Genomic DNA, 13,441 nt, shown 5'->3' on the forward strand with positions numbered 1-13,441 from the left:
ATCCGTCTCAGCACTCGATCACGTTGACGGCGAGCCCGCCGCGCGCGGTCTCCTTGTACTTGACCTTCATGTCCGCGCCGGTCTCCCGCATGGTCTTGATGACCTTGTCCAGCGACACGTGGTGCACCCCGTCGCCGCGCAACGCCAGCCGGGCCGCGGTGATCGCCTTGATGCTCGCCACCGCGTTGCGCTCGATGCACGGGATCTGCACCAGGCCGCCCACCGGGTCGCAGGTCAGCCCCAGGTTGTGCTCCATGCCGATCTCGGCGGCGTTCTCCACCTGCTCCGGCGTGCCGCCGAGCGCCTCGGCCAGACCGGCCGCCGCCATCGAGCACGCCGAACCCACCTCGCCCTGGCAGCCCACCTCGGCCCCGGAGATCGACGCGTTCTCCTTGAACAGCACGCCGATCGCGCCCGCCGCGAGCAGGAACCGGACCACGCCCTCCTCGGAGGCGCCGGGCACGAACCGGGTGTAGTAGTGCAGCACGGCCGGGATGATCCCGGCGGCGCCGTTCGTCGGCGCGGTGACCACCCGCCCGCCGGCCGCGTTCTCCTCGTTGACCGCCAGCGCGAACAGCGTCACCCAGTCCATCGCGCGCAGCGGATCCTGGCTGCCGGTCTCCGCCTCCAGGCTGCGCCGCATCTCGGCCGCGCGCCGCCGGACCTTCAACCCGCCCGGGAGTACGCCGTCACGGGTGCAGCCGTTCTCCACGCACTCGCGCATCACCCGCCAGATCTCCAGCAGCCCCGCCCGTACGTCCGCCTCGCTGCGCCAGGACAGCTCGTTGGCGAGCATTACCTCGCTGATCGACAGCCCGGTGCCGGTGGTGACCTCGAGCAGTTCCGCGCCGGTGAGGAAGGGGTGCTTCACCCGGGTGCTGTCCGCCTTGATCCGGTCCGCCCCGGCCGCCGCCTCGTCCACCACGAACCCGCCGCCGACCGAGTAGTACGTGCGCGACCGCACCTCGTTCCCGGCCGCGTCGTACGCCGCGAACGTCATCCCGTTCGGGTGGTACGGCAGCGAGCGCCGGCGATGCAGCACCAGATCCGCGTCCGGGTCGAAGTCGATCCCCTGGCTGCCGAACAGGTCGAGCCGCCGCTGGGTGCGGATCCGCTCCACACGCGGCCCGACCGAGTCGGTGTCGACGGTCTCCGGAGCCTCGCCCTCCAGCCCCAGCAGCACCGCCCGGTCGCTGCCGTGCCCGTGACCGGTCGCGCCGAGCGAGCCGAACAGCTCCGCCCGTACCCGCGCCACGTCGGCGAGCTGCCCGTCGGCCTTCAGGCCCGCCACGAACGTACGGGCGGCCCGCATCGGCCCGACGGTGTGCGAGCTGGACGGCCCGATACCGACGCTGAAAAGATCGAAAACACTGATCATCACGATCGTGCTCCTGTCGTCGCCGCTATCGTTTACACATCCTGGGCCGCTTCGCTTATGGCTCTCGACTCTGCACCGTGGCCGGCATCGAACTACTTCCTTCTTCAGTTGGCCGCGCCGGGCTTGAAGGAGCGAGCCAAGAGGAGAAGATTCGCAGGCTTTTCGGCCAGCCTGCGCGTGAAGTAAGCGTACCAATCACGTCCGTAGGGCAGGTAGACCCGCACCCGGTACCCCTCTTCCGCTAGCCGCCTCTGTTCATTGGTGCGAATGCCATACAGCATCTGGAATTCGAAATCCGTGATGCCCCGGCCCGCGCTCCGGGCATGATGAACGGCCCTTTCGATGAGGCGAGGGTCGTGGGTCGCCACCATGGGATAGCCCTCACCTTCCATCAGGACCTGCAGACAACGATCAAATGCCTGGTCGATTTGTGGACGATTCACGTAAGCCACCGAGGACGGCTCCGCATAGGCTCCCTTGACCAGGCGGACCCGACTTCCCGCGACCGCCAGGCGCCGGCAGTCCGCCAGTGTGCGATGCAGACATGCCTGCAGTGCCACCCCCACCCAGGGAAACTCGGCGCGCAAGTCGTTCAGCACGGACAGCGTCAGGTCAACGGTCGTGTGATCTTCCATGTCGATGGTCACTGTGGCATCCACGGCAGCAGCGGCGGCGCAGATATCCCGAGTCAACTGATAGGCATGCGTGCGTCCGTTATTTGGCAATGCGCTACCAAGCGCTGACAGCTTCACCGATACCTCAGCCATGCCGGGCATCCGCAGTCCGGGAAGCAGACTGAGGTATGCATCGCGTACTGCAGTGGCCTGCTCGGCTGTCGCCGCGCCTTCGCCGAGATGGTCGATCGTCACCTGCATTCCGGAGTTGATGATTCGCCGTGCCACCACGATCACCTCGTCGTCAACCTCGCCGGCGACAAAGCGGCGTGCCACCCCCCTTCCCAGAGAGGATCCGGCGATGATTCCTCGAAGGCGATCACTGGCAGCGGCCATAAGCAACAGCTTATTAGGCAACCCACTTTCCTTCCTGATCCCCTGCTACCGAATGGTGACAGCGAACGACGAGGCGACGACACCACCATGGGCGGCCGCGTAGGCGTGTGGTCAGAACGCTCGCCCGGAATAGAGCGGGTGACGATCCACGAGGCGAGCGACTCGCGTGCGCAGTGCTGCACCTGCCTCCGCACTGACCAAAGTGGCAGCGATGATGTCAGCTACTTCCGTAAAATCGGCGTCAGAAAACCCGCGAGCGGCCAGTCCTGACGTGCCGATCCGCAGCCCGGAGGTGACCATAGGTGGACGTGGGTCAAAGGGCACGGCGTTGCGGTTGACAGTGATGCCAACGTTCTGCAGCAGCCGCTCAGCCTGCGCCCCGTCGAGGTTCGCCTGGCTTAGGTCGACCAGCACCAGATGCACGTCGGTGCCTCCGGTGACCACACGGATGCCGGCCTTCAACATGTCGGCAGCGTTGAGCCGATCAGCAACGATTTTCGCTCCCGTTAGGGCACGCCGCTGCTGGTCTTGAAACTGCGGGTCGCTGGCGATCCGGAATGCAACCGCTTTCGCCGCCACGACGTGCGCCAGCGGACCACCTTGCTGGCCTGGGAAAACAGCAGAGTCTAGCCGCCGCGCCATGTCGGGGTCCGCGCTAAGGATCGCGCCACCTCGGGGGCCGCCGAGGGTCTTGTGCGTGGTCAGAGTGACGACGTGTGCATGAGGCACCGGGTTGGGATGCAGCCTAGCCGCCACCAGGCCAGCGAAATGTGCCATGTCTACGAGAAGTAGAGCTCCCACCTCGTCGGCAATTCGCCGGAACCGAGCGAAGTCGAGCGTTCTAGGGTAAGCCGACCAGCCAGCGATGAGCATCTTCGGTCGGTGCTCCCGTGCCAACTCTTCGACCTCATCCATGTCGACCAAGCAATCGGTTACGTTCACGTGATAGCTCACGGCCCGGTACAGCCGGCCCGAGTAGTTGATGCGCATGCCATGTGTCAAATGGCCCCCGTGGGCAAGGTCCAGCCCGAGAATGGTATCGCCCGGTTTGAGCAGCGCAGCCATGACCGCGGCGTTTGCCTGAGATCCGGAGTGTGGTTGCACATTGGCATATGTGGCAGCAAACAAACGCTTGACTCGCTCAGTTGCCAGGCGTTCAATATCGTCGATGTACTCGCATCCACTGTAGTAACGCCGCCCGGGGTACCCCTCCGCGTACTTGTTGGTGAGGACCGATCCCTGCGCCTGGAGGACCGCTCGGGGCGCTAAGTTCTCCGATGCGATCATGCCCAGGCTCTCTTGCTGACGCCGCAGTTCGCCGGCCACCGCTTCAGCGATCGCCGGATCGAGGTCGGCTAGGTCGTCGTCGAAGGATGCCATTTTCTACCTACCGAGACTCGTTGCAGAAGGCGAGGTATTCATCCGAGGACATCAGTGGTGGCGCCTCCGCTAGCCGAACGCGCACGAGCCAGCCTTTGCCGTACGGGTCGGCACCGATAAGACTCGGATCTGCGAGAACCTCCTCGTTGACGGCAACGACCTCACCGCTGACGGGCAGATACAACTCGGCCACCGATTTCGTGGACTCTACTTCTCCGCATGCGTCGCCAGCAGTCAGGTGGTTTCCCGGCTCAGGCAACTCCACATAGATCACATCTCCGAGCGCGGTGGCTGCAAACGCGGTGATTCCCACCTCTGCCGGATCGACGGACTCGTTGACCCATTCGTGGTTGATGCTGTACCTGAGATGCTTCGGCACGTTCATATCGCTGTGTCCTCGTGAGTTCTGGCCGCGGGTCACCGCGGACGGCGGTAGAAGGGAAGGGGGGTAATCTGGACCGGCTCGGCGGTTCCCCGGATGATCACGGCAAAGCGTGCTTTCTCATCAGTGCTGGATTGGATGCTGGCCATCGCGACCGGTCGTTTCAGCACCGGCGAAGGGATACCGCTGGTGACGATGCCAACAGGCTCGCCCAGGCCGACGTCGGTCAGCGTTACGACCTGATGGCCTGCGCGTGGAACTCTTTGTCCAGCGGTGACGAGACCCACGAGTCGGCGCGCTGCCCCTGCCTTGCGCACCTCCATCAGCGCGGCCCGCCCGACGAAGTCGCCAGCTTTGTCGAAGGAAACCACCCGTCCCAGTCCGGCGTCAAAGGGGGTTGCTTCTCGATCGATTTCGGAGCCGTACAGCGGCATTCCGGCCTCGATGCGGAGCGAGTCGCGGCAGGCCAGCCCTGTCGGCGACAGGCCGTGGCGTCGTCCGGCTGCAAGTGCCAGTGTCCAGATGCCAGAAGCGTCCTTAGCATCGACGAGCAGCTCGAAGCCGTCCTCCCCGGTATATCCGGTGCGAGCGACCAACGTTGGGCGACCATGGATGGTCGACGTTGTTGCGGTGTAGTAGCGGAGATCGTTGACCGCGGTATCGGTCAGGCCTTCTACGACAGCGGCGGCACGTGGACCCTGCACGGCGATGATGGCCCGCTCATTGGTCCGGTCGGTGACTGCGGCCGCGTAGTGTGCGCAGCGGTCCTTCAGTGCCTGATACGCGGTTCGCGTGTTGACGGCGTTGACGACTAGCAGATACCGGTCGGATGCGAGGCGATAGGCGACGAGGTCGTCCAACACGCCGCCCGTCGCCTCGCAGAGCATGGTGTAACGGGCGCCGCCGACTTGCATCGCTGAGAGGTGGCCGACCAGGGCATAGTCTAGGGCCGAGGCGGCTTCGGGACCCGCAACCTCAAGCTGGCCCATATGACTGAGGTCGAAGAGGCCGGCCTGTTCACGTACAATCCGATGCTCCGCGATTTCGCTTCCGTAGCGGAGCGGCATCCACCAGCCGCTGAACTCGGTAAATCGCGCGCCGAGCGCTACATGCAGGGCGTGCAGCGGTGAGCGAAGCAGGTTCGCGGGACCGTCGTGCATGGAGGCTCTCCTCGTCTCGACGCACGGGCGTCGAACGGTTGGGGGCCTCCCGCTCTGTCATTGACCTGAGAGCTTCACCGCTGGGGCAGCGGCTTGCACCGTGGGTGAGACGAATGGTCGTCTGCTTTCCAGAGTTCACCTTGCCCGCGCGGTAATGGGGCCTGAGAGTTTCTTGGGAGTTTGCTCCTTCGGCGCTCCGCATGACGGAGGCTCTCCCGCGCAGGTTCGAATGGTGCCTATGTAGTTATGAACCTATCGCAGGTTAGGCGATGGCGTGCACCACGTCAACATCATCCAGCCCAGTGCTCGGTCGGCGGCCGAGTCCTCACGCCTACTGCACCATGTGGTGAGCATGGGGGTTATCCTGCCACCACTGAGCGAAGGCGGGGTTGTCGTGCACGTGATCTAGGTAGGCTCGACCGACGGCACGGAACAGCACGGAGCTCTGCTCGTTCGTCAGAGCATCACGCCGCCAGACCACCACCAGTCTTGCCAGCAGCTGCGGCTCGCCCTGCAGGGGCAGCACCCGAGTCCCCGCAGCCGGAGCCCAGGACGGGTCGACCAGCCGAACTCCGTCTCCGGCTGCCACCAACGGGTGCGCGGCACCGCTCGGCGCCTCGTACCGGATCTTCGGCTCAAAGCCCGCCGCCCGACAGGCTCGCCGCAATGAGGCGAGAGAGCCGTCGTCCGGTCCTGGCGGGCACACCCAGGATTCGTCTCGAAGGTCAGCCAATTTCACCTGCTCTCGGCGGGCCTGCGGGTGAGATGCGGACATGGCGACGAAGATCGGGTAGCGGGGCACCAGCGGCCGAGCAGTGAGTGTCGGGCCGATCGGCACCTCAAAACCCTCGAGGATGCCTAGCAACGCGGCATCTAGCTGGCCGCGGTTAAGCGCCTCTACCAACAGCCGCGAGGACGGCTCGATCTGCAGCGCAATCTCCGGATCCGGGAACACCTCCGCAATGCGGCGCACGAGACTCCCCGCGCATGCGATGTGAACGGTTCCGATCCGCAGCAGACCAGGGATGGGGTGCCGGTCGCCGAAATCCTCAACAAGCGCATCCACCTCTGCCAGCACGACGTGGGCACGCCGGAGCACCTGCTTGCCAAGCTCGGTCGGGTGCATGCCGCTGCGGCTACGGACGAACAGCGGGCCTCCGAGCATCTTCTCAATCCGATGCACCTGCGCCGTCAGCGCTGGCTGCGACATGCCCAGGAGGGCGGCGGCACCCGTCACGCTTCCGGCCTCTGCAATGGCACTGATCGCCCGCAGGTGGCGCACATCGATGCCCATGACCGAGATTATGCACGCGGCGGCGGGCAGGTTCGGCGGCAGGTCAAGCGGGCGCGCCGCCCGGTCTCCCGATCGGGCGGCGCGCCTGCATTCGTCACGGTTGGTTCAGTAGCGGGTACTTATCGTTGCGCCCGCGCAGGAGGTCTTCCCATACAGGCTGATGTAGTGGTAGCCGGCGGCCGGACTGGCGATGGCCAGAGACTCGTCATTGCCGGCACCGGTCGAGGAGCGGGTAGCGTTGCTGATGGTGGCCCAACTGGACGGGCTGTAGTAGAGATCGCAGTTGCCCGTGCCGCCGACCACGCCAACAGTGAGGGTGCTGACACCCGCAGGCAGGTAGATGTAGAGGTAGTCGTAGTTGCCGGCCGTTGCGGAGCGCCCGCTGCGCTGACAGTTACGGTCGAGGGTGCGTGTATCCGCACCGGTGCACTCCGGCAGAGTGCTTCCTCCACCCGCCGAGACCGAGATCGTCTGAGAGGATTTCGCAGTCGCTCCTTGGTTGTCGGTGACCGTCAGGGAGACCGTGTAGGTGCCAGCCGCCGCGTAGGTTTTGCTCGGGTTGGTGGCCGACGAAGTGCTTCCGTCACCGAAGCTCCACTGCCGGGAGGCAATGCTGCCGTCGGCATCTGTAGACCGGTCGGTGAAGCTGGCGGTCAGTCCGCTGGTCACGACGCTGAAGGAGGCGGTCGGCGGCTGATTGGTGGGAGGCGGAGTCGTGCCTCCACCGCAGTCACCGACCGCGCAACGAGTCAGCCAGGCGTCGAAGTCGGCGTTGTAGCGCGTGCCGATGGTGCTGGTCAGGTACGTGCGTGCGGCGTTGAAGGCGCCCGACCGGTAGTAGCCGAGGACGGTCGTCATGTCCTGCCGGTGCGATTGCATCATGTACCGCACGGCGAGATAACCCCAGTTGTAGATGCGCGTCTGGTCGTTATTGTAGGTGGTGTCGAACAGGGTACGAAGCGTGTACGTGTGATTACCTGCCTGGGTCTGCGCGCTGGTGTAGGTGACGTTCCGGTAGGAGTAAGAGACGTACTCGGCGAAGCCTTCGATCCACCAGATAGTAGGCGTAGCGATGTTGGCGCTGAAGTCGCCGTACATGTTGAACCGACCATCGAGGTAATGGGTGTACTCGTGGTTGAGGTTCCAGATTTGGAAGGTTGGCCGAACCCACTCGGCTTCGTAGGCGATAAATCTGGCCTGGTTGTTGGGGTCCGAGGGGTTGCCCTCCAGGTACATGCCGCCGTTATTGGTGTCGATGCCGTAGATGGCGCCCGCGTAGGTCTGGTAGTCAGTGCTCGAGTCGAAGACAACCACCTCAATGTCGTCGTTGACATCACCCGCGACGGGCCCGCTATCGGCAACCATGTTATGGAAGTAGGCGTCTTGGCCCTTCAGGCTGGCGCAGGATTCGCTCAGCTGAGCTGACGTCATGTCCTGTGCGACGATTTTGATCGATGAGCTGCAGGTGTAGTTGATCTTCAGGACGGCGTTCGTCAACTGGGCGGAGAGGTTGCAGGTGGCGTAGTAGGAGCAGTTGGCGGCGTCGTAAGCCTGCGTCATCTCCGCGACGCCCACCCAAAGCGGCGCCGTCCTACCGGTCATGCTGCTTCCCTGAAGCAGCGCCAACGCCATCGGACGCACCGTCGGCTTGAGCGACGCGTGCTGCAAGAATCGTCCGAGTTCTCGGCCAGCGTTCGAGGTCAGGTAACTCTTGTCCGTCCCAAGAAGATTCGCGTGCCTGTTGGCGAAGTTGTACAAATTGTCGAGCACTGTGCGATCCGCCTGGACAGCGGACACGAATGCGGGCACCTGGTGACCGCGGAAGAGCACCGTGTACACGTTGTTGACCGCGTTGGTCATGTACCACGAGGAGGTGTACGACGAGTTGAAACTCGTCAGAAGCCGGTTCACCACGTAGAGATAGCGCGCATTCTCCTGGGCGCTGTCGATGAGGATGACCGCCTCCGCCAAGGTTTCACCGTTGGCGTCGGTGACCTCCCACGCCCGGGAATTCGCAAAGAAGGCGTCAAGGGCCGATCGGATCGCAGTCTGCAGGGCGGGCCCATATGTTCCCACGTTCGTGTCGTACCACTGAACGTAGTAGCCGGCGCGCAGGTAGAGGACGAGTTGGGTCATGCTGGTGGAGTTGTTTCCAGGGTAGCTAGCGGCACCATCGCGCACCGCGTAGGCGACGCTCACCATCTGCGCCTCACGGAAGGCGTAGTAGGCATCGCTGCCGGAAAGGCTGAACAGGCCGTTGATACAGTCGACGGAGGAGGCTTTGATCTGGCTTACGAGCGCCGATCCGGTTCGACTCGTGAAATCTGCCGTGCTGCACGCGGCAGCCGCGCGGGCACTGCGGTCCGACGGGCGCGCGCGGCGCTTTTGAGTAGCCGGCCGGTCGTAGTCGACGCGGCTGGCGTCCTTCGCGGCTGGCTGCGGAGGACGCTTGTGCGCGGGAAGCGACCGCTCGCTGACATGATCAGCGTCGCCCTTCCCGTGGCCGCTGCCGTCGCCCGCCGCCGGAGGCACCGCGTCGGCCGTCTTGATCTGCGGTTTTACAGATACCGGCCAGGTCGAGTTCGCGGCCGCCGGCGCGGCCATGACGCCACAGGAAAGCGCCAGCGCGGTGAGCGCGCCGCACAGCTGGCCTAATCTTCGCCGCAGCAGGTGTCCAGACATGCTCTCTCCTCATGGGCGAGGTGTGCTCCAGCGAAGGCGATTACGTGCTTCGATGGACGCTTGGGGGGTGGACGCTAGCTACCCGGCTCGGACGGCCACAACAAGGCCACAGGGATCGATGAGAGCGAGCGGCTCCTGCCTTGCCAAAACCTAAAGTCGAGGACGCAGAGGTTGCACGAGCGATCAGTCGGTGTGATGGACACATGACATGAGAACGGGTGGCCTGTGCGTGCGATCGTCCAGGTGTTCACGAAGTAGACACCGGATGGCAACCATGGCGAACATCTTGCTCATCGACGAAGACCATCGCTATCGACGTCTGCTCAGCGACCAGTTGACCAGTCTCGGCCACGCGGTCACAGAAGTCGCCCTGCACGAAAGCGGCCGAACGCTATCTGATCTGACCTGCCATACCCACCAGCGACCGGATGCCGTGATCGTGGATCCGATCATGCCCGCAGTGGACGGCTTACTCCTAATGCGCCTGTTGTGCGTCGCGTCACGGCGGCCGGTGGTGGCGCATACGCTCAACCGCACCGACGACGACGTTGTGAGCCTGCTACGCGCGGGCGCAGACGGTTTCCTGCCCAAGCCATGCCCGCCAGCGGTAGTTGACGCGTGCATTAGCGCCCTGCTGCGTCGCGTGCCACCTGCGCCGCCTCCGGCACCGTCGGAGGTTGGCACGCTCCGCATCGACGTCGCAGGCCGCAGTGTCACAGTAGAGGGACAACCGGTGACGCTGACACGCACTGAGTTCGACCTTCTTTCCTGCCTGGCGGAGCATCCTGGCCGGGTAGTGTCGCGGTCGCTCCTGAGGACAAGAGCGGGAGGAGATGCGGTCTCGGCCGCCTCACTTGACGCTTTGCTGTGCCGCCTCCGGCGCAAGCTCGCTGAGCGCGCTGCCGGTACCAAGTTCCTGCATACCGCCCGAGGCCGCGGAGTCTCATTGCATCCCGTTCCAAGACAGCAGCATGTTGAGAAAGCGTCTGCGAGCGGGCCGACGTGCCGATAGGCATGCATCGCTGCCGAACCCAGGATGGCTGGACGGCGAGGTCCGAAAGCAAGTCGTGGTCGGCCGGGCGCCAAGTCTTCGCGATCTCGGCGCCTCGATGGCGGGAGGAGACTTCTTGCCAGCTCTCATTGACGCAGAGTCATCCCTGTGGAGGTTTGCGGCGGACTGTGTGACGTGAGGCGCCGAGCCACGTCTGTAAGACAGTTCCGTCACGCCCGGCCGGATCCTGCTGTTGATGCTCGCCGAGGGCGCCTGCGTCTCTTTCGCAGAGAAGCCGCCAGTTTGTTCTTCCAGCGGGTCTCCGACCACAAGTGACAGGCAGGCCTGGTCATCACGAGCAAGAAGCCTCCGGCCCTCTAAGGGCGCATGTGAGGTGCAACTTCGCCGCAGTCATGATCGGCAGCCGATGCGACCAGCCCTCAGCTAGTACGACTGCCGGCGTTTGGGATCATGACTAAAGTCCGAAGTTGAGCCGGGGTGTGTAGTGGGCTCGTCGGACTCGGGCCTGATCGGGTGAGTGAGGCAGGCGTTGATCAGGCGGCGGGCCTCGTTGGCCTGAGCTTGATCAGTCCGGCATCGGCGGGGTCGTGGTCGGCGGCGTCGCGGTATTCACCGGGAACCGCGGCGCAGATCGGTCACCTCGGGTTACGGCGTGCAATCGGCCGAGGCGTAGGTAGCTACGGCGCCGACATTGGAGCTCTCCACGCACACTCGCGCCGGACGAACCCATGTCCCGAAGGGCCTCAGCGGCGGCAAGCGTGATCGCGGTGCCGTTACCGTGGCCTCGGTGACTGCGGTGCACGCCCATCGGTTCCAGCAGTCCTGGCCGCCCCGGGCCGACTGATCAAACAGCCGCGACTGCCACAGCGTCGTCGTTTTGATCGAATGCCACGGGGCAGCGCGTGTCAGCGTAGAACGGGCCACCGGCTATCGCTCGCCAACGCCCGACCATGCGGCGACGGTCGGCATCGCTGAAGGGTGAGCCGCGGAACGCGGACCAGTGGAGGCCGACCCACACCTCGGCGCGGTCGGTCTCGATCGTCTCGATGCGCACCCCGCGCTCCTGTACCGGGTCCGAGACCGCGGTGGAACGTTGTCCACGGCTCATTCCGCTCCAGCAGCAATTGGGTGAGACGCTCCGCACCTCGGGCTTCGACGGTCCCACCGTCAGGAGCCAGGACACGCCTTGGGGTGTCGAGATCAGCGGTGAACCGGTGGGCCAGTGCCTCGTCATCATGCCAGTCGGGAGCGGCCGCCATGCGCACCAGGTCGGCGCCGTCCAGTGGCCCGATCGCGAGAGCCTCCCCGTTACGCGACCACGCCCGGATTGCAGCGGCCGTAGCCGCCGCACCATGTAACGAGTGCCACCCAAGATCGCGGGAACGCAGATGCAGTGGCCCTCCGTCGTACTGCCACCGCTTGAGCGCATGCACCGCTGGTGACAGCTCATCAACGCTGGGGGTCTGCAAGTTGATGCTCATGAGTGCGCTCAAACCCAACGAGCGGCCTGGCGCCATCGACTTTCGAAGGAGCCAGCATTAATCACGGCTCGTCGATGTCTACAGCCAGGTCGTCATCAGGCCGTCGGACGCCATCTGCAACGACGATGAACAACGACTGGCGACGAGGTTGCGGCGCGCGCGTAAGTGGGATCGTCGGGCTCGGGCTTGATGCCGGCCCCGCCACTGCGACCAGTGTAAACGGTGAGCGAGGTCGCTGATCGGGCGGATGATGCAGGTATTGATCAGGCGGCAGCCCTCATCGACTAGCTTGATCGGTCCGGTGTCGGCAGGGTCATGGCGGCCCGCGTCGGGGGCGCAGATCGCCAGGGCGGCCAGGGCGAGGCTGGCGAAGCGGTGCCAGGAGCCCCAGCGGGGGACCTGGCGCTGGTTCAGGCGGACCTGGCTCTTGGCGGCCTGGAAGGCTTCTTCGACGGTACAGCGCATCCCGGCGGCGCGGACGAGGTGGGCGAGCGTGGTCGGCCCGGGGATCCAGCAGCGGTAGAAGGTCAGCTCACCGGCGCTGGTTTTGCGGCCGGATCAGCAAGACTGTGTCAGCCGCCGTCGTCGGTGCACACGTCGTCGAGCCAGGCCCACTCGTAGAAGCGCGGGCCCTTGGATCCGGCACCGGCCGATTGGCGTTGCCATGCCGAGGCGGGCAGGTCAGCCGCGATGCAGTCGGCGCGGACGCGGGTCTTACCGCCGCCGAGCGGCACCAGGTGACCGCAGGACACCGCCAAGACATAGCCGATCTCGTGTCCGCACAGGCAGCACGGAAGACACCGCTGTTGTCGTAAGCCTCGTCCGCGGCCGCCCCCCGGCGGCACTTCGCGTTCAGCGCGGCGGTGATCATCTAGGCGGTCAGCTCCGGCTTGGCGGCGAACCCGACCTCGCCAGAGCACCCCAGCAGCTGCGCAGAGATCCCATTCGGCGGTCCACGACGCCGGCAGATACACCAGCCGGTCGTCAAGCGGTGCACATTGGCGCCGGCGTAGCCAGGAGCACCCCGACCTGGTGTTCTCCATCCGCCCCGCCGTGCCGGTGTACTGCCGCTGCACTCGACCGCGTGACGCCTTTCTTCAGGTCACCGATGTCGTCGACGACCAGGATCGCGTCCGGATCACCGAACCGGGAGGTGATCATCTGCCTCAGGTCTTCACGGCCGGCGTCGGCATCCCACACCGCCCGGTACAACAGTTGCTGCATCGCATCCGGCCGGCATGCCCGGCCCGCTCGCCCAACTGCCAACACGTCTTGACCTCGCAATCGGGAGCGCAGCCCGTCACGATTGCCCCGCGCTCGAGGCGCTCGACCCGCCCGAACTGGCCGCGCAGCACCTCAGCCAGCACCCGCTCCCACCGGCCAAGGGCTACGTTGTGGTACTCGGCCGCCGCCAGATCTGATGTGGGGTCCACAACGCACAAACGATCCTGCGGTCTCCACCCCCGTCCACCCCGTCAGAGCAGCGACATCTCAAACGGCGGCTGCCGTACTAGCAGCCGGTGTCGACCAGCAGACCCGGGCGGGTGGCCGCCTGCGGCCCAAGGCCAACTTCTGGTGGCCTGGTCAGGTCCCACAGGGGGAAGGAAACCGCCCGCAAGGACAGGCCATGAAGTGCCGAAACTCTCCCGGCTAGGGCTGGAC

Annotated in this window: 11 protein-coding genes, 1 pseudogene and 2 riboswitches; of the genes and pseudogenes, 1 reads left to right on the plus strand and 11 read right to left on the minus strand. The window is 65.1% G+C overall.

Annotated elements, in window-relative coordinates; genetic code table 11:
* Positions 1 to 7 precede the first annotated feature (7 nt).
* The 7 genes from ACN27D_RS01110 to ACN27D_RS01140 form a co-directional block, all read right to left on the minus strand.
* Complete coding sequence (locus ACN27D_RS01110) at positions 8 to 1,378, minus strand: L-serine ammonia-lyase (protein WP_421501084.1); 1,371 nt, start codon at positions 1,376 to 1,378, stop codon at positions 8 to 10.
* A 104-nt stretch (positions 1,379 to 1,482) separates the two neighbouring features.
* Complete coding sequence (locus ACN27D_RS01115; protein ID WP_421498283.1) at positions 1,483 to 2,409, minus strand: proline dehydrogenase family protein; 927 nt, start codon at positions 2,407 to 2,409, stop codon at positions 1,483 to 1,485.
* 90 nt (positions 2,410 to 2,499) lie between these two features.
* A complete protein-coding gene (gene glyA / locus ACN27D_RS01120; RefSeq protein WP_120569312.1) occupies positions 2,500 to 3,768 on the minus strand; it encodes a serine hydroxymethyltransferase in 1,269 nt (422 codons plus the stop codon).
* Between the two features lie 7 nt (positions 3,769 to 3,775).
* Positions 3,776 to 4,153, minus strand: coding sequence for a glycine cleavage system protein GcvH (gene gcvH, locus ACN27D_RS01125; protein ID WP_120569311.1), 378 nt, complete (start codon positions 4,151 to 4,153; stop codon positions 3,776 to 3,778).
* A gap of 32 nt (positions 4,154 to 4,185) precedes the next feature.
* The gene (gene gcvT, locus ACN27D_RS01130; RefSeq protein WP_421498284.1) at positions 4,186 to 5,310 is read right to left on the minus strand and encodes a glycine cleavage system aminomethyltransferase GcvT; all 1,125 of its coding nucleotides are present in this window, start codon (positions 5,308 to 5,310) and stop codon (positions 4,186 to 4,188) included.
* Between the two features lie 44 nt (positions 5,311 to 5,354).
* Positions 5,355 to 5,449: riboswitch (glycine riboswitch) on the minus strand.
* Positions 5,450 to 5,538, minus strand: a riboswitch (glycine riboswitch). It lies immediately after the preceding riboswitch.
* 103 nt (positions 5,539 to 5,641) lie between these two features.
* The gene (locus ACN27D_RS01135) at positions 5,642 to 6,604 is read right to left on the minus strand and encodes a LysR family transcriptional regulator (protein WP_120569309.1); all 963 of its coding nucleotides are present in this window, start codon (positions 6,602 to 6,604) and stop codon (positions 5,642 to 5,644) included.
* Between the two features lie 105 nt (positions 6,605 to 6,709).
* Positions 6,710 to 9,286 carry a collagenase gene (locus ACN27D_RS01140; RefSeq protein WP_421498285.1) on the minus strand — a complete coding sequence of 859 codons (2,577 nt, stop codon included), beginning with the start codon at positions 9,284 to 9,286 and terminating at the stop codon, positions 6,710 to 6,712.
* 274 nt (positions 9,287 to 9,560) lie between these two features.
* Here ACN27D_RS01140 and ACN27D_RS01145 point away from each other — a divergent pair, with 274 nt between their 5' ends.
* Positions 9,561 to 10,298: a response regulator transcription factor gene (locus tag ACN27D_RS01145; RefSeq protein WP_421498286.1), complete on the plus strand. Its 738-nt coding sequence runs from the start codon at positions 9,561 to 9,563 to the stop codon at positions 10,296 to 10,298.
* A 645-nt stretch (positions 10,299 to 10,943) separates the two neighbouring features.
* Here the strand turns inward: ACN27D_RS01145 and ACN27D_RS01150 are convergent.
* From ACN27D_RS01150 to ACN27D_RS01165, 4 genes and pseudogenes are all read right to left on the minus strand, one after another.
* Positions 10,944 to 11,779 (minus strand): annotated as a pseudogene (locus ACN27D_RS01150) (GNAT family N-acetyltransferase).
* A 78-nt stretch (positions 11,780 to 11,857) separates the two neighbouring features.
* Positions 11,858 to 12,244, minus strand: a complete 387-nt coding sequence (locus ACN27D_RS01155; protein WP_421498287.1) for a hypothetical protein — start codon at positions 12,242 to 12,244, stop codon at positions 11,858 to 11,860.
* A gap of 107 nt (positions 12,245 to 12,351) precedes the next feature.
* Positions 12,352 to 12,531 (minus strand): hypothetical protein, encoded by a 180-nt coding sequence (locus tag ACN27D_RS01160; protein WP_421498288.1) that lies wholly within the window; start codon positions 12,529 to 12,531, stop codon positions 12,352 to 12,354.
* Positions 12,532 to 12,763: 232 nt separating this feature from the next.
* Entirely contained in the window at positions 12,764 to 13,003 is a 240-nt protein-coding gene (locus tag ACN27D_RS01165; protein WP_120569304.1) for a hypothetical protein, read from the minus strand.
* Positions 13,004 to 13,441: the final 438 nt, after the last annotated feature.

The sequence above is a fragment of the Micromonospora sp. WMMD1274 genome (assembly GCF_049179035.1).
Taxonomy (GTDB): domain Bacteria; phylum Actinomycetota; class Actinomycetes; order Mycobacteriales; family Micromonosporaceae; genus Micromonospora; species Micromonospora tulbaghiae.